Origin of the sequence: Rhodococcus sp. O3 (assembly GCF_048897285.1) — a bacterium.
In the GTDB taxonomy this organism is placed as follows: domain Bacteria; phylum Actinomycetota; class Actinomycetes; order Mycobacteriales; family Mycobacteriaceae; genus Rhodococcus.
In genome coordinates this window covers 1-14,899 of record NZ_JBMBTE010000029.1, presented here as the reverse complement: position 1 = coordinate 14,899, position 14,899 = coordinate 1, and the positions used below count along the sequence as shown (strand labels likewise).

At 68.3% G+C, this 14,899-nt stretch carries 17 protein-coding genes, 1 tRNA gene and 1 other RNA gene; 12 read left to right on the top strand and 7 right to left on the bottom strand.

Annotation, left to right across the window (positions count from 1 at the left end; all coding sequences use genetic code 11):
- Positions 1–13: 13 nt before the first annotated feature.
- Positions 14–1,153, bottom strand: a complete 1,140-nt coding sequence (locus tag ACN675_RS11075) for an acyl-CoA dehydrogenase family protein (RefSeq protein WP_420750913.1) — start codon at positions 1,151–1,153, stop codon at positions 14–16.
- Between the two features lie 101 nt (positions 1,154–1,254).
- Between ACN675_RS11075 and ACN675_RS11070 the strand changes: the two genes are divergently transcribed.
- The 4 genes from ACN675_RS11070 (at position 1,255) to ACN675_RS11055 (ending at position 3,985) form a co-directional block, all read left to right on the top strand.
- On the top strand, positions 1,255–1,830 hold the full coding sequence (locus tag ACN675_RS11070; protein ID WP_420750912.1) for a TetR/AcrR family transcriptional regulator: 576 nt from the start codon (positions 1,255–1,257) through the stop codon (positions 1,828–1,830).
- Between the two features lie 251 nt (positions 1,831–2,081).
- Positions 2,082–2,615 carry a hypothetical protein gene (locus tag ACN675_RS11065; protein WP_420750911.1) on the top strand — a complete coding sequence of 178 codons (534 nt, stop codon included), beginning with the start codon at positions 2,082–2,084 and terminating at the stop codon, positions 2,613–2,615.
- Positions 2,616–2,843: 228 nt separating this feature from the next.
- Positions 2,844–3,428 carry a hypothetical protein gene (locus ACN675_RS11060; protein ID WP_420750910.1) on the top strand — a complete coding sequence of 195 codons (585 nt, stop codon included), beginning with the start codon at positions 2,844–2,846 and terminating at the stop codon, positions 3,426–3,428.
- Positions 3,425–3,985 (top strand): hypothetical protein, encoded by a 561-nt coding sequence (locus ACN675_RS11055; RefSeq protein WP_420750909.1) that lies wholly within the window; start codon positions 3,425–3,427, stop codon positions 3,983–3,985. The genes ACN675_RS11060 and ACN675_RS11055 overlap by 4 nt, the downstream gene beginning before the upstream one ends.
- Positions 3,986–3,994: 9 nt before the next feature.
- On the opposite strand, the gene ACN675_RS11050 is transcribed toward ACN675_RS11055, so the two are convergent.
- On the bottom strand, positions 3,995–4,660 hold the full coding sequence (locus tag ACN675_RS11050; RefSeq protein ID WP_420750908.1) for a YoaK family protein: 666 nt from the start codon (positions 4,658–4,660) through the stop codon (positions 3,995–3,997).
- A 125-nt stretch (positions 4,661–4,785) separates the two neighbouring features.
- On the opposite strand from ACN675_RS11050, the gene ACN675_RS11045 reads away from it, so the two are divergent.
- Entirely contained in the window at positions 4,786–5,730 is a 945-nt protein-coding gene (locus ACN675_RS11045) for a GmrSD restriction endonuclease domain-containing protein (protein WP_420750907.1), read from the top strand.
- A gap of 35 nt (positions 5,731–5,765) precedes the next feature.
- On the opposite strand, the gene ACN675_RS11040 is transcribed toward ACN675_RS11045, so the two are convergent.
- Positions 5,766–6,263 carry a signal peptidase II gene (locus ACN675_RS11040; RefSeq protein WP_420750906.1) on the bottom strand — a complete coding sequence of 166 codons (498 nt, stop codon included), beginning with the start codon at positions 6,261–6,263 and terminating at the stop codon, positions 5,766–5,768.
- Between the two features lie 115 nt (positions 6,264–6,378).
- Between ACN675_RS11040 and ACN675_RS11035 the strand changes: the two genes are divergently transcribed.
- The gene (locus ACN675_RS11035; RefSeq protein WP_420750905.1) at positions 6,379–6,768 is read left to right on the top strand and encodes a hypothetical protein; all 390 of its coding nucleotides are present in this window, start codon (positions 6,379–6,381) and stop codon (positions 6,766–6,768) included.
- Positions 6,769–6,835: 67 nt separating this feature from the next.
- On the opposite strand, the gene ACN675_RS11030 is transcribed toward ACN675_RS11035, so the two are convergent.
- Positions 6,836–6,923, bottom strand: a tRNA-Ser gene (locus ACN675_RS11030).
- A gap of 117 nt (positions 6,924–7,040) precedes the next feature.
- Between ACN675_RS11030 and ffs the strand changes: the two genes are divergently transcribed.
- The 4 genes from ffs (at position 7,041) to ACN675_RS11010 (ending at position 10,768) form a co-directional block, all read left to right on the top strand.
- Positions 7,041–7,135: signal recognition particle sRNA small type (gene ffs / locus ACN675_RS11025), an RNA gene on the top strand.
- A 47-nt stretch (positions 7,136–7,182) separates the two neighbouring features.
- A complete protein-coding gene (locus ACN675_RS11020) occupies positions 7,183–8,472 on the top strand; it encodes an aminotransferase class I/II-fold pyridoxal phosphate-dependent enzyme (RefSeq protein WP_420750904.1) in 1,290 nt (429 codons plus the stop codon).
- A gap of 274 nt (positions 8,473–8,746) precedes the next feature.
- The gene (locus ACN675_RS11015) at positions 8,747–10,174 is read left to right on the top strand and encodes a hypothetical protein (RefSeq protein WP_420750903.1); all 1,428 of its coding nucleotides are present in this window, start codon (positions 8,747–8,749) and stop codon (positions 10,172–10,174) included.
- Positions 10,175–10,195: 21 nt separating this feature from the next.
- Positions 10,196–10,768, top strand: coding sequence for an HhH-GPD-type base excision DNA repair protein (locus ACN675_RS11010; protein ID WP_420750902.1), 573 nt, complete (start codon positions 10,196–10,198; stop codon positions 10,766–10,768).
- Positions 10,769–10,788: 20 nt separating this feature from the next.
- Here the strand turns inward: ACN675_RS11010 and ACN675_RS11005 are convergent, their stop codons facing one another.
- Positions 10,789–11,307, bottom strand: coding sequence for a DUF421 domain-containing protein (locus ACN675_RS11005; protein ID WP_420750901.1), 519 nt, complete (start codon positions 11,305–11,307; stop codon positions 10,789–10,791).
- Positions 11,308–11,468: 161 nt separating this feature from the next.
- On the opposite strand from ACN675_RS11005, the gene ACN675_RS11000 reads away from it, so the two are divergent.
- Both ACN675_RS11000 and ACN675_RS10995 read left to right on the top strand, forming a co-directional pair.
- A complete protein-coding gene (locus ACN675_RS11000) occupies positions 11,469–12,101 on the top strand; it encodes a glyoxalase (RefSeq protein WP_420750900.1) in 633 nt (210 codons plus the stop codon).
- 438 nt (positions 12,102–12,539) lie between these two features.
- Positions 12,540–12,902: an HPF/RaiA family ribosome-associated protein gene (locus ACN675_RS10995; RefSeq protein WP_197254479.1), complete on the top strand. Its 363-nt coding sequence runs from the start codon at positions 12,540–12,542 to the stop codon at positions 12,900–12,902.
- A gap of 92 nt (positions 12,903–12,994) precedes the next feature.
- Here the strand turns inward: ACN675_RS10995 and ACN675_RS10990 are convergent, their stop codons facing one another.
- A complete protein-coding gene (locus ACN675_RS10990; RefSeq protein ID WP_420750899.1) occupies positions 12,995–14,329 on the bottom strand; it encodes an ammonium transporter in 1,335 nt (444 codons plus the stop codon).
- Positions 14,330–14,459: 130 nt separating this feature from the next.
- Positions 14,460–14,899 (bottom strand): PadR family transcriptional regulator (locus tag ACN675_RS10985; protein WP_420750898.1); only part of this gene is annotated, 440 nt, incomplete at its 5' end.

The window sequence follows — 14,899 nt, the reverse complement described above, 5'->3', positions numbered from 1 at the left end:
AAGGGGCGGCGGGTCAGCCGGCCAGGTGGCGGCTGATGACCAGTCGCTGAATCTGGTTGGTGCCCTCGAAGATCTGGGTGATCTTGGCTTCCCGCATGTACCGCTCGACGCGGAAGTCGCGGGTGTAGCCGTAGCCGCCGAGAACCTGGACGGCGTCGGTGGTGACCTTCATCGCCGCGTCGGTGGCGACGAGCTTGGCGACCGAGGCGTTGCGCGAGTACGGCAGGCCCGCGTCGCGGCGCCGGGCCGCGTCGATGTAGGTGGCACGGGCCGAGTCGACCGCGGCGGCCATATCGGCCAGCAGGAAACCGAGACCCTGGTGGTCGATGATCTTGCGGCCGAACGCCGTCCGCTCCTGGGCGTAGGCAACGGCTTCGTCGAGCGCGGCCTGTGCGAGCCCGACCGCGACGGCGGCGATGCCGAGGCGACCGGAGTCGAGGGCGCTGAAGGCGATCTGCAGACCCTGTCCCTCGGCGCCGAGGCGGCGCTCCTCCGGAACGAACGCGTCGTCGTAGTGCGCCGAAGTGGTGGGGACGGCGTGCAGACCCATCTTCTCCTCGGGCTTGCCGAAGCTCAGTCCCTCGGTGTCCTTGGGGACGAGGAAGCACGAGATGCCCTTGGAACCTTCGCCGGTGCGGGCGAACAGGTTGTAGAAGTCGGCGATGCCGCCGTGGGTGATCCACGCCTTCGCGCCGGTGATGCGGTACCCGCCCTCGGTGGCGGTGGCCTTGCAGGCGAGGGCGGCCGCGTCGGAACCGGCCTGCGGTTCGGACAGGCTGTAGGCGCCGATGGTGTTGCCGCCGAGCATGTCCGGCAGCCACTTCTGCTTCTGCTCGTCGGTGCCGAAGGCCATCAGCGGGTGGCAGGCGAGGCTGTGGACGCTGACCGCGACCGCGACCGCGGCCCAGCGGGCAGCGATTTCCTCGAGAACCTGCAGGTACACCTCGTAGGGTTGGCCCCCGCCACCCCATTCCTCGGGGTACGGCAGGCTCAGCAGCCCGGCCTCACCGAGGGTGGCGAAGACACCCTCGGGATAGGTCTCCGTCTTCTCGTGCTCGTCGACGAGCGGTGCCAGCACCTTGTCGGCCACGTCGCGGGTGAGCTGGATGAGGTCACGGGCCTCGTCGGTGGGCAAGAGACGGTCGACGGCCACAGGATTCTCCTCGGGGGAATACGGAAAGTAGTACTGGGTTCTGCTTCACAGTACTGCCGACGGAGGCGTACTGCAATCAGTCCCCCAGTACTATCGCTCGTATGGATTCCCGCTCGTCCTTCGCCACCGCTCGTCGCACCGAACTGTTCGACGGGCTGGTGGAGCTGTTCCTCGCGGAGGGCTTCGCACATCTGACGCTCGATGCGATCGCTGCCCGCCTCCAATGTTCCAAGTCCACCCTCTACACCCTCGCCGGCAGCAAGGAACAGCTGGTCACGGCGGCGACGGTGCACTTCTTCAAACGAGCGACCGAGCAGGTCGAGTCGAAGGTCGCCGCCGCGGGATCCCACGACCGCATCGCCGCATACCTCACGGCCGTCGGCGAGGCGCTCGCCGCCGCGTCGGAGAAGTTCATGAACGACCTCGACGCCTTCGCCCCGGCCCGCGAGGTGTACGAGCGCAATACCCGGATCGCTGCCCGCCGTGTCCAGGAACTGATCACCGAAGGCGTTGCCACGGGCGACTTCCGAGGAGTGAACGCCGCCTTTGCCGCAGACCTTGCCGCGACGATGATGGTGCGCATCCAGCAGGGTCGCGTCCGGGCCGCCACCGGGCTCGACGATGCGAGCGCCTACCGCGAACTCGCCTCCATTCTCACCACCGGTGTCACCGCCTGAGGCACAGCGTTCAGCAGGAATCCGGCCGCTGCCGACGGCGCAGTCGCCGGCGAAATCTCCGGACGGTCGGCCCGATCCGCCCCGATGAGACCCGTCCCGGTGGGACAATCGGACGGACCCCCAACAGTGTTTGTCGAGGTCGGCGGAGGGTACGTCCGGAAGATTCCGGCCCTGCCTCGCGGTATGCAGGTACGGGCACCGACTGGGAGAAGGACCCGATTCCTATGAACAGATTCGTGCGGAGAAGAGTTGTGCGCGCTGCGACGCCGGTGGCCTTCGCAGCCGTCCTGGTGCTGGCCGGTTGCTCCGACGACGGCAACGGCGACACGGACACCGACAGCGGAGCCTACGACCACGGGACCACGCACACCAGCGACGAGACCCGGACGACGGAAGCCGCCTCTCCTCCACCGGCCGGCGCGGCGGGGGCGGCACTCGCGGTCGCAGGGTCCGAACTGGGCGACATCATCGTCGACGGCAGCGGGATGACCGTCTACGTCTTCGACCAGGACACTCCCGGTTCCGGCACGAGCGCGTGCACCGGACCGTGCCTCGACGAGTGGCCCCCGGTTCTCACCGACACGACCACCCCACAGGTCGAGGGCGTCGGCGGGGAGATCGGCACGATTCCCGCACCGGACGGCAGGCAACAGATCACGGTCAACGGATGGCCGATCTACTTCTACGTCGACGACACCGCCCCCGGCGAGGTCGACGGCCAGGGAGAAGGCGGCGTGTGGTGGGTTCTCGACCCCGCCGGCCAGAAGGTGACCACGCAGAACTGATCTCGGCCACGAAGTCACCGCGCGGGCCGGACGCGCGCGGTGACTCACCCGTGTCGAATTGGTCACCCGTGTAATGGATTCGGTCCAATCAGGCCGTAAACCGTTCCGTCCGAACAGTTCCCGAACCGGCTCGACCCCTGCGGGGGCGTCGTGCCGAACCGAGGTCGACCCTTTACGTTTCCGCCACCGTCTTTCGGGTATCCGGTCGGGGACGAGGAGGTCGACGAGATGCCTGTGTGGGGATGGATCCTGATCGGGGTGCTCGCGGCGATCGCCGTGGTCGCCGTCGTCGCCGCGATTGTCGCCGCGCGCGCCGCACGCGGCCGCACGCGGACGGAGCACCTGAAAGAACGGTTCGGGCCCGAGTACGAGCGGACCGTAGACGAGGTCGGTGAACGACGTGCCGCCGAGAACGAGCTCGCGGCCCGCGAGAAGAAGCGGGAAGCACTCGACATCGTCGCACTCCCGCCCGCGGCCCGCGAGAAGTACCAGGAGACCTGGCGGACGGTGCAGACCTCGTTCATCGACGATCCCTCGGGCGCGGTCGGCGCCGCGGACCGGCTCGTCACCGAAGTCATGCGCGAGCGCGGCTACCCGGTCGACGACTTCGACCGGCGCGCGGCCGACATCTCGGTCGATCACCCGACGGTCGTCGAGAACTATCGCGCTGCGCACGGCATCTACCTGTCGCAGCAGAACGGCACTGTCCGCACGGAGGACCAGCGCGAGGCATTCGTGCACTATCGAACGCTTTTCGAATCACTCCTCGCGCGGGACAACGAGCAGGGCAACCCGAAGGAGGCGCGCGCATGACCACCCAGGATCCGCATCCCGGCAGCACCGAAACGGCCGGGGGCGTAGCACCATCGAGCGAGGGAGCCGGATCGTCGGCCTACCGCACCGACCCGGCCGTCGGGGAAAGTGGAGTGCCGACGGACACCGGAGTGCCGGCGGACACCGGAGCATCGACGAACACCGGAGAGACGGCCGCGAGGACAGGGACTGCTGCTCCGCCGACCGGTGATCTCGGGTCGGCCGGCGATGTCGGTACATCGACCGCGCAGACCGAGAGGACCTCCGCAGCGACCGAATCGGGCTCTCGCGACGAACTTTTCGGCCAGGAGGAATTGTCCGGGCTCAGGTCGCGCTGGGACGAGGTCCAGGCCGGTTTCGTCGACGATCCCAGGGAGTGCGTCCGGAAAGCGGACGGTCTGGTGTCCGACGTCGTCGAGCGGCTCACGAACGGGTTCGCGGATGCGCGGTCGCGGCTCGAGGAACAGTGGGCTCGGGGCGACGAAGCGTCAACCGAAGATCTTCGGCTCGCGTTGAAGCGCTACCGCGAATTCTTCCAGCGGTTGCTCTCGATCTGAGCGGGCAGTTCACATCGGCCGGGTAGCGGGCTTGTAGGGGAGATATCTCACCGCGACGGTGAGCGCCAACGCGGCCGCCGTCGCGATCCACAGCGCGTGCAGACCGAAGGCGTTGTGGGCGAGTGCACCGAGCACGGCGCCTCCCACAAGCCCTGCCCACAGCCCGAGATAGGGCAGGAAGGACCACCGGGGTCCCCCGAACATCGCCGCGGCGACGCGCTGGCCGATCTTGACCAGCGCGCCCGTCATGTAGGTCAGCGCCACGCTGGTTTCGCCGTCGCGCCGGAACACGTTGTTCTCGGCGCCCATCGCCAGGGTCATCGCGATGATCGCCACCGGCGTCCAGCCGAGCGCCGCCGCGACCGCGCCGGCGAACAACAGAGCGGACACCGCCGCCAGAACCGAGAATTTTCGGCTGCGGCGATCCGGTCCGGTGATCTCCGCGACGACGCCGCCGAGTACGACGCCCGTGACGAACAATCCGAGGATTCCCGCGACGAGTGCGGCCTGCGACCAGTGTCCGTCGGCGATGCCGACGCTCATGCGGGTGGAGTTGCCGCTCATGAAGGACACGAACACCCCGCCGAGCGTCACGAAACCGAGGGCGTCGACGAATCCTGCGAGGGAGGACAGGGCGATTGCCAAGCCCTGGAGTTTCCTGTCGTATCCGACCACTCCCTGAATGCTAATGATCCGGTGGGTGTGCGACGCGCCACGCCTCCGATTTTGCTTGCCTCGTGCAACGAGGCAGGGTGGTCGGGCGACAGTCCACGGATCCATCCCGACCAGGAGTATTTCGAGTGACCGGCCGATCGGCGACCTTCACCCGGGGCGGCCGGCTCGTTGCCGCCGTCGCCGCGATTGCAACCCTCACGGGATGCGGCGTGACCGCAGACCCCACGACTGCGACAGTTTCCCGATCGGCGCCGGTCACGGCCGTCACCGCTCCCACCGACTCCGAACCGCAGCCGAGCGGTCCGTCCACGTCCGAGGCGACCGCGGCGCTGGCGGTCCTGGCGCAACTGCCGATCAAGGGCCGCGCTCCGAAGAGTGGTTACGACCGCGAGCTGTTCGGGCAGGCGTGGAGCGACGCCGTCGGCGTCGACGGCGGCCACAACGGCTGCGACACCCGCAACGACATCCTGCGCCGCGACCTCGTCGACATCGAGTTCAAGCCGGGCACCCGCGACTGCGTCGTCCTGTCGGGAACCCTGCACGATGCCTACACCGGCACGACCATCCCGTTCACCCGCGGCCAGGGAACGTCCGAGGCCGTGCAGATCGACCATGTCGTCGCGTTGTCGGATGCCTGGCAGAAGGGCGCGCAGCAACTCGACGCGCAGACCCGCGTGGACTTCGCGAACGATCCGCGCAACCTCCAGGCCGTCGACGGCCCGACGAACCGGAAGAAGGGCGACGGTGATGCCGCCACCTGGCTGCCGCCGAACCGCGCGTACCGGTGTACCTATGTGGCGCGGCAGGTCCAGGTGAAGGCGGCGTACGGGCTGTGGGTGACGCAGGCCGAACACGACGCGATCGCGCGGGTGCTGTCCGAGTGTGGCGGAGCCGCGGCATCCGAGCCGGTTGCGACGCAGACTCCCGAGCCGTCCGTCCCGGCGACGACCGGTGTGTACTTCGCGAACTGTGCGGCGGCTCGTGCGGCCGGCGCCGCACCGCTGTATGCCGGACAGCCCGGCTACCGCCCGGAGATGGACGGCGACCGCGACGGGGTTGCCTGCGAGTAACCGGAAACTGCTGTGACGGAGCAGTTTCCGCGAGATCAGCCTGCGGAGACGACTGCCGGACGTGCCTGCATGCCCCGCAGGGTCAGAATTACCAGGAAGGCTGCGCCGCCGACGATGGCGATGTCGGCGACATTGCCGACGAACCATTTGTTGTAGGCGATGAAGTCGACGACGTGCCCGCGAGCGAACCCGGGCGCGCGAAGCAGGCGATCACCCAGGTGGCTCGTGATGCCGCCGAGCAGCGCGCCGACGCCGAGTGCCCATGCGGGAGAGAGGGTTCGCGCCGCCAGCACGGTGAGGGCGACGACCGCAACGCTCGCGACCACGGTCAGCACCCAGGTGGAGTCGGCGCCGAGCCCGAATGCCGCGCCTGGGTTGTAGACGAGCCGCCACTCGAGGAATTCGCCGACGACGGGCGTCGAGACGCCCGGGGTCAGGGTCGATTCCGCCCACCACTTGCTGAGCTGGTCGGCGACGACCACGCCGGTGGCCAACGCGAGGATCCAGGGCAGAAATCGGGAGGTCGACGGCACGGCGTCATCGTTCCCGATGCGCGGCGCGATTGCGAGCGTCGGGTTCTTCGAGGCGGGACGGCCGACCCGGCGTGTCCGGGCCCTCCGAGAGGCCGGAGGCAGCGACCATGACTGTATGGAGCCTGAGCCGCGCCTTCACCTGACCACCGGTGGTCCGGTCGACGACCCTGTTCTGCCCGAGGACTGGCAGCCCTCCGACGACGCGATGCTCGCGCTGTCGATCGCCCTCGACATCGATGTGAACGCGGCAACGGTGCAGTTCCTCGACCGGTACCGGGGCCGCCGCTTGTCGGAGGCGACCCCCGAGGGCGCACCGAGGACGTCGTGGCTCGGCCTGTGGTGCATCGCCCTGGTCCTCGAGGACGGCCGCCGTCAGGAAGTGTTCCGTCGCCAGCTGCGGGCGACGAGGGAACAGATCGAGGCGGCCCGCGAGATCGGTGAGCAGCTTGCTTCGACACCGGGGCCGGCCGGCGGGCTGCGGCTGGTGCCGCGCGCAGAGCACTGATCCTCGGCGCACCGCAAAAAGGAAAACGCCCGTGACCTGCATTTCTGCCGGTCACGGGCGTTTCCCGTGGCGGAGGATAGGGGATTTGAACCCCTGAGGGCGTTAACCCAACCCGCGTTCCAGGCGAGCGCCATAGGCCACTAGGCGAATCCTCCGTGGGGAAGCATACCGAACACTCCGCGATTCTTGCCAAACGAGCAGGTGGAGGTGGCTTTTCTCGGGGTCGCGCCGGGGCGATTCCACGGTCGTCCGGCATGTCCTCTACACTTGCCGATGGATCCCGCGCGGCGCGCATCCTGTGAACTCCCCCAGGGCCGGAAGGCAGCAAGGGTCAACGGGCTCTGCCGGGTGCGCGGGGTCCCCTTAGTCTCCGCCGATGCCCGTGTCGCCGTGCACGGTGAAAGGTTCTTCCGCATGCCTGTCCAAACCCAGATCGGGTTGATGAGCCATGAGGAACTCGTTGCAGAGCACGAGCGCCAGTCCGCCAACTACGACCGGCTGAAGACCGAGAAGCTCACGCTGGACCTGACCCGCGGCAAGCCGTCCCCCGAACAGCTGGACCTCTCCGCAGAGCTGCTGTCGCTGCCGGGCGAGGGCGACTACCGCGACGGAAGCGGCACCGACTGCCGCAACTACGGCGGCCTCACCGGCCTGCCGGAGCTGCGCGCGATCTTCGCCGAGCTGCTGAACATCCCCGTCGAGAACCTCGTCGCCGGTAACAACGCCAGCCTCGAGATCATGCACGACCTGATCGTCGCGTCGCTGCTGCACGGCACCGTCGGTTCGCCGCGTCCGTGGTCGCAGGAACCGGTCGTCAAGTTCCTGTGCCCGGCCCCCGGCTACGACCGTCACTTCGCGATCACCGAGTCCTACGGCATCGAGATGATCCCGGTGCCGCTGCGCGACGACGGTCCGGACACCCACCTGATCGCCGAGCTGGTCGCCGCTGATCCGCAGATCAAGGGCATGTGGACGGTGCCGACGTACTCGAACCCGACCGGTGCCGTCTACTCCCTGGACGTTGCCCGCGCGCTGGTGTCGATGCCCACCGCGGCTCCCGATTTCCGGATCTTCTGGGACAACGCCTACGCGGTGCACCCCCTCGTCGAGGACTGCGCGCCGGCCATCGACATCCTCGGCCTCGCGGCCGAGGCCGGGAACCCGGACCGGATCTTCGCGCTCGCATCGACCTCGAAGATCACCTTCGCCGGATCGGGTGTGAGCTTCTTCGGCGCGTCCGCCGCCAACCTGGCCTGGTACCAGAAGTTCCTGGGCATCAAGACGATCGGCCCGGACAAGATCAACCAGCTGCGGCACCTGCGGTTCTTCGGCGACGCCGACGGCGTGCGTGCCCACATGGCCAAGCATCGCGAGATCCTCGCACCGAAGTTCGCGCTGGTGCTGCGCATCCTCGAGGATCGTCTCGGCGCGTCGAAGGTCGCGTCCTGGACCGAACCCAAGGGCGGCTACTTCATCAGCCTCGACGTCGTCGAGGGCACCGCGAAGCGGGTCATCGCGCTGGCGAAGGACGCCGGCATCGCGCTGACCGGCGCCGGATCGGCGTTCCCCTACAAGAACGACCCCGAGGACAAGAACATCCGGCTCGCGCCGAGCTTCCCGTCGCTCGACGAACTGGCGAAGGCCATGGACGGTGTCGCCACGTGCGTGCTGCTCGCCGCCACCGAGAAGGCCCTCGCCGGCTGAGCGAGCCACCGGCTTCCTTCCGCCGTCGCACCCGAATCGGGTGCGACGGCGGTTGCTTTTCCGGGTGTCCGTCCGTTTCGAGCGAGTTGTGCCCAGGCTGTGGACAAACCTGTGGACAACCCGTGGACCGACGGTGGACCGGCCGTGGACAACTCCCCGCCGCAGGGCTGTGACCTCGGAAAATATCCGGAATGGGCTTTTTCCACAGGAGATGCCATACTGCCCGATCAGGGTCGCCGCGAGTTTCGCGGCGGGTTCGGAAGTGGTGAGTGTGATGGAATACCGCGCTCTCGTGAAATCCGGAGCCGGCGCAACCGCCGTCGCGTCCGTTACGGGATGCCACGGCGTGCTCGATGTCTTTCTCCTGGCGCTCGATATCGACGCCTCGACGGTCCCGCGACCGCCGATTCCGCCCGCCGCGGCGGTCGAACCGTTCCTGCCCGCGCGGATCGGAGCGAACCCCGCCACCGATCACGGTGTCCGTCCGGCAGTTCTGCTCGCGTATCGGCACATCGTCGATCGCACACGCCCCGAGGTGTCGTTCGGCGTCTCGACCGGGGCGTTGCGGGCCGGCTCGCCGGCGGCTCGTCCGTTCGTCGGCGCTCCCGCGACCTGTGCGTCGTTGTGGGAGATCCCGGGGCACGGACTCGTGCTCGCGTTGGAGACGCTGACCGACAGGCCCTCCCTCGTCGGCCGGCGTATCGATCCGCTGCAGGACCGTGAGGGGCAGGGTTTCCGGCCCACCGTCGACGGATTCCTCGCCCCGTTCGAGCTGACGTCGTCGGCTTCTCTCGAAGATCTGTTCCCCGGGATCAACCGGATGATGCCCGTCCCCACGACCTACCGGCCGCTGCCCGAGATCGTCGTGCACCGGCATCGCGGGGTCGGCGATCGCAAGGTCGTCGAGGCGCTGATCGTGGAGATCGTGTCGAGTGGGGGCGAGCGGGTACGCGACCTCGTCGACGGCAACGCGACCGGATCTCGCGCCCGGGCCACTGCCCGCGCGTGGGGTGTGGTGTGGCGGTGGGATCGGGTTCAGCTCGTCGAGGTGCCCGCACAACCCGGCGCCGCGATCGCGGTGCGGGAGGACTGCGGCGCCGTGCTGCTCGATCTCGAGGCGACCTCGGTGGACAGCGACTACACGACTCACGGAACCGGGGACATGATCTTCGGGCTGCTGCCGTGGGTCGCGATGCGGGCGAGTTGCTCGCGGGACTTCTGGAAGATGCTCGCGCACCTGCGTAACCACGAGGATCTCGACGGTGACCGGCTCCGTGCCGCGCTCGACGACGTCGCCGCGATGCAGGCCCGCAAGATGGAGCGGGCACTGCTGCGCAAGGAATCGATACACGACGACCGGTTCCATTCGTGGACACAGCCGACGCAGCTGCGGTCGCTGCTGGTGCGCCGCGTCGCCGACGACCTCGCCGCCCTCGACGGAGAACTCGCCGAGGCGGCCGAGGTGATCGAGCACGCGGTACGACGCAGCGTGGAACTGCGCGGTCAGCGGCACTCGCGGCTCGCCCGCGGATGGTCCGCGGCGGCATCGGTCATCGCGGTCGTCGCATTGTTCGCAGCTCTCGCCGCGGTTCCCGCCGAATCGGAACCGACACTGTTCCCGCACTGGCTGTACGCGTTCAGCGCCACGCTGGCGCTCACCGTCGTCGCGATCACCGGCGCCGTACTGTGGCGACGGCGATAACGGGCAGGGCATGATCAACCCATGGCATCGACGCTGAATCTGGTCGGGGACCCGGACGCCGACGCGCTGCTCGCCTCCGACCCGCTGGCACTGCTCATCGGCATGCTGCTCGACCAGCAGGTTCCGATGGAGACGGCCTTCGCCGGCCCGAAGAAGCTCGTCGACCGGCTCGGCAGTCTCGACGTGCACGCGATCGCGGAAGCCGACCCCGACGACTTCGTCACCGTCTGCGCGCAACCCCCGGCCGTGCACCGGTTCCCGAAGGCGATGGCACAGCGGATCCAGGCTCTGTGCGCCGCGATCGTCGACGAATACGACGGCGATGCGTCGGCCATCTGGACGTCGGGTGATCCGGACGGCAAGCAGGTACTGAAGCGGTTGAAGGCACTGCCCGGCTACGGCGACCAGAAGGCCCGAATCTTCCTGGCGTTGCTCGGCAAGCAGATGGGTGTGCAGCCGGCGGGTTGGCGCGAGGCTGCCGGCGACTACGGCCAGGAGGGATCCCGCCGATCCATCGCCGACGTCGTCGACGACAAGTCGCTGCAGGAGGTGCGCGAGTTCAAGAAGTCGGCGAAGGCGGCCAAGAAGGGCTAGCGTCCGGAAACGGGGACGGTTCACACCCGCGGCCCCTCCGGCGGCTCGACGGTTCCGGCGCCCGACCTCGGGATGATGCTGATCATCCCGTTCGGTTCGAGATAGGCGCGGGCGACCTCGTCCGCATCGGAGATGCCGTGCAGCCGGAGTTGCGACAGCACTTCCTGTTCCGTCATGAACTCGCGACGCAACGCCCGGCGATTGAACTGCCCGTCGGTGATGAGGGGCCGCGGCCGGGATTTGACGAGGCGCGCCAGACGCGGCCACCGATATGCGGCCGCGTCGATACCGACGCTGCAGAACAACATGGTGGCCGCGACCACCAAGCCGTCGCCGACCGACTGGGCACCGGCCATCATCCCGGCTCCTGCCGCGTTGGCAACAAGCACGACCACGAGAAGATCGGTCAGGCCGATGCCGCCGGATTCGCGTTGACCGATGATCCGGAGCAGCACCATCAGCGCGAGGAAGGTGATGGCTCCCCGGGCGATCAGTTCCACGGTCGGCATGCTGGGCATCAAGGTCGTGGTCCAGTCCATGGGTCCTCCCGCAGTTCCGGTGACAGGTGCCGTATCGATGGTGTCCACGACTGCATGAGCGTGTGGCCTGTTCGGACGGGATCGGTCGGCGGGACGGCGGCCGGACGAACCGGTCAGGAATCGAGAAGCCAGGTCCGTCTCGGCTTCCTAGCATCGAGATCATGACGACGACCAACGCAACCACGTCCATCACATCCGTCACGCTCGAGGTCGCCGACGTCGACGCCGCGCGTCGCTTCTACAAGGCGTTCGGGGTCGACTCCTGCATCCGGCTTCGGGAGTCCGCCGAAAATACCTCCGATTTCCGGGGGTTCACGCTTGCACCGACGGTCTCCGGCCCAGCGACCGTCGACGCATTCCTCGACGCCGCCGTCGACGCCGGCGCCGAGGTGACCAAGCCGGCGGCGAAGTCCCTGTGGGGCTACGGCGGGACCGTCCAGGCGCCGGACGGGACGCTCTGGAAGATCGCGACGTCGGCGAAGAAGGACACCGGTCCTGCCACTCGCAACATCGACGAGTTCGTCCTGCTGCTCGGCGTCGACGACGTGAAGGCCGCCAGGAAGTTCTACGTCGAGCGCGGGCTCGTGGCCGGCAGGAGCTTCGGCGGCAGGTACGCCGAATTCGTCTCCGACGCATCGAGTCCCGTCACGCTCGCGTTGTACAAGCGCCGGGGTCTGGCAAAGCTGCTCGGGGTTCCGGCCGACGGCGCCGGTTCGCATCGCATCGTCATCGGCTGCACCGCAGAAGGATTCGTCGATCCGGACGGTTTCGTCTGGGAGGCTGTCGCGGATTGAGGGCCTGCATCCGCGTGGTGCCCAGTCATCCGCTGGGACGATCGCGGGGAAGGATAGCTGACGGCCCAGCGGATATGCGAAGAGTTTCGTCCCCTGTTCGCCGAGACGTGGCGTGGCCTCGGTGACGACCACACCGTCGTCCGCCGCGATCTGCACCCGGGAGCCGCTTCCGCATCTGACCGACGCGGCTGGCACCGCTTGCCCCACTCGCCGGACCGGCGAAGGAAAGCCGCTCCGCCGCAGAGGAATCCGTGCGCAGCCTCGCGATCGAACTGGGCTCCCGGGCGTGACGCTGTCCGGTTCGGGACGTCCGGCGCCGGCGGTGCCACGACACGCGGTCGCGAGATTTGCCGAACCCCCTCGTATCGGGTGTGATCGAAGTGGGTACTACGCCGAGGCGGGTCACCGTCGCGGCGCGCCCGAAAAGGAGGGATAACCATGCAGGTCCAGCTCAACAAGGACGGCAACATCCAGGTCGACGAGGACATCGTCCGCCGACTGGAAGGTGAAGTGGAGTCCGCTCTCGAGCGCTTCGGCGATCGGATCACCCGCGTCGAGGTCCACCTCGGTGACGAGAACGCCGCGAAGACCGGCGTCGACGACAAGCGCTGCGTGCTCGAGGCCCGCGTCGCAGGTCAGCAGCCGATCGCGGTCACCCACCACGCCGGTTCGGTGAAGGAAGCCTTCGACGGTGCCGTCGGCCGCCTGCAGAAGCAGCTCGACTCCCGGCTCGGCCGTTCCGGCAACCACAAGGGAGGACCGTCCATCCGTCACATGCCGGTCGACAAGGACGCACTCTGATCCGGAACGACCGCGCTCTCCGCGCATGACGCAGATCGCCCCACCGCACGTAGCGGTGGGGCGATCGTCGTTCGAGCCCGGCCGGAAGCCGGTCACTGCTGAGGCTGTTCGTCCTGACTTTCCCGGCGAAGGTCGCGGGGCAGACCCGAGAACGGGGAGTGGGCCGCGCCGCCCCCACCGATCGGTCCGTGCCCGACGACACCGTGCTCGTACGCGGATTCGGCGTGCAGGGCCAGGTCGATGCCCGACGATTCGGCCTCACGGTCCACACGGAACCCGAAGAACCGGTCGATCACCTTGCCCAGGACGTAGGTGACCCCGAACGCGTAGAGGCCGACCACCGCGACCGCGAGGATCTGCTTGCCGAGCTGGGCGAGACCGCCGCCGTAGAACAGGCCGTCCGGGCCGTCGGTCATCACCGCGGTCGCGAGCAGTCCGATGAGGACGGTGCCGACGATGCCGCCCACGAGGTGCACACCGACGACGTCGAGCGAATCGTCGTAGCCGAGCCGGAACTTCCAGCCCACCGCGTACGAGCAGAACACGCCCGCGACCGCGCCGACGACGACCGCGCCGAGCACGCCGACGGTGCCGCACGCCGGGGTGATCGCGACCAGACCGGCGACGACGCCGGAGGCCGCACCGAACGTGGTGGGGTGTCCGTCGCGGCGCTGTTCGACGAACAGCCAGCCGAGCATGCCGGTACACCCGGCGACGAGGGTGTTGAGGAAGATCGCGGCGGCCTTGCCGTCCGCTGCCAGCGCCGAACCGGCGTTGAATCCGAACCAGCCGAACCACAGCAGGCCGACGCCGAGCAGCACCAACGGAAGATTGTGCGGTCGCATCGAATCGAGTTTGAAGCCGAGGCGGGGGCCGAGGACCAGTGCCAGCGCCAGGCCGGACGCGCCGGAGACGATCTCGACGACGAGTCCGCCCGCGTAGTCCAATGCGCCGAGTCGCGCGATCCAGCCGTCCGGTCCCCAGACCCAGTGCGCCACCGGCACATACACGAGCAGCGACCAGACCGGCACGAACAGCATCCACGCCGAGAACTTCGCCCGGTCGGCGATCGCGCCGCTGACGAGTGCCGCGGTGAGGATCGCGAAGGTGAGCTGGAAGGTGGCGAACAGGATCTCGGGGATCTGTCCGTGGACGGTGGTCGGGGAGATACCGCTCATGCCGAGGTGGGAGAGTCCGCCGAGCAGGCCCCCGCCGAGGTCGTCGTCGAAGGTGAGGCTGTAGCCGGCGATCAGCCAGGTCACCGTCACCAGGGGGATCGAAACGAAACTCATCATGATCATGTTGAGCACGCCGGTGGACCGCACCATGCCGCCGTAGAACAGGGCGAGACCCGGGGTCATCAGCAGGACGAGGGCTGTGCTCGCCAGCAGCCATGCGGTGGCGCCGGCGTCGATTGTCGGGGGCACGAGCGAATCTCCTCACGGTCACTGAATCTCAGTGCACCGGAATTCGACGATCCGGCCGTGGCGTTTCCTCCGCGGGACGGTGGTGTTGCGAACGCGTTACGGAATGCTCATGACCCCGTTCGGGTGTCTGTTATGCCTCGTCCGACGGTTTCGAGTCCGGACCCTCGGCGAGGAGCAGGTAGAGCGCCCGTCGCGCGTCGGCGAGGATGTCGCGGGCCGCGGCGATCTGTGCGTCGGTGCCGGTGGTCGCGACCGTGCGTGCGGCGTGATGGACCTCGGCCAGCGCGCTCCGCAGATCCGGTGTGTCCGCCGATGCCGCGAATCCCGCGAAGGGGTCGGCCACCGCGGAGGCCGGGTCTTCGAGGTAGCGGCGTCCGGCATCGGTGAGCGAGGCGAGCTTGCGGCCGCCGTCGACCTCGACGTGGACGAGACCTTCGTCCTCGAGCTGGGAGATGGTCGGGTAGATCGCACCCGGGCTGGGACGCCAGGTCCCGCCGGTGCGTTCGGCGATGGCCTGCATGAGCTGGTAGCCGTGCATGGGCTGCTCGGCCAGCAGGATCAGGGTCGCGG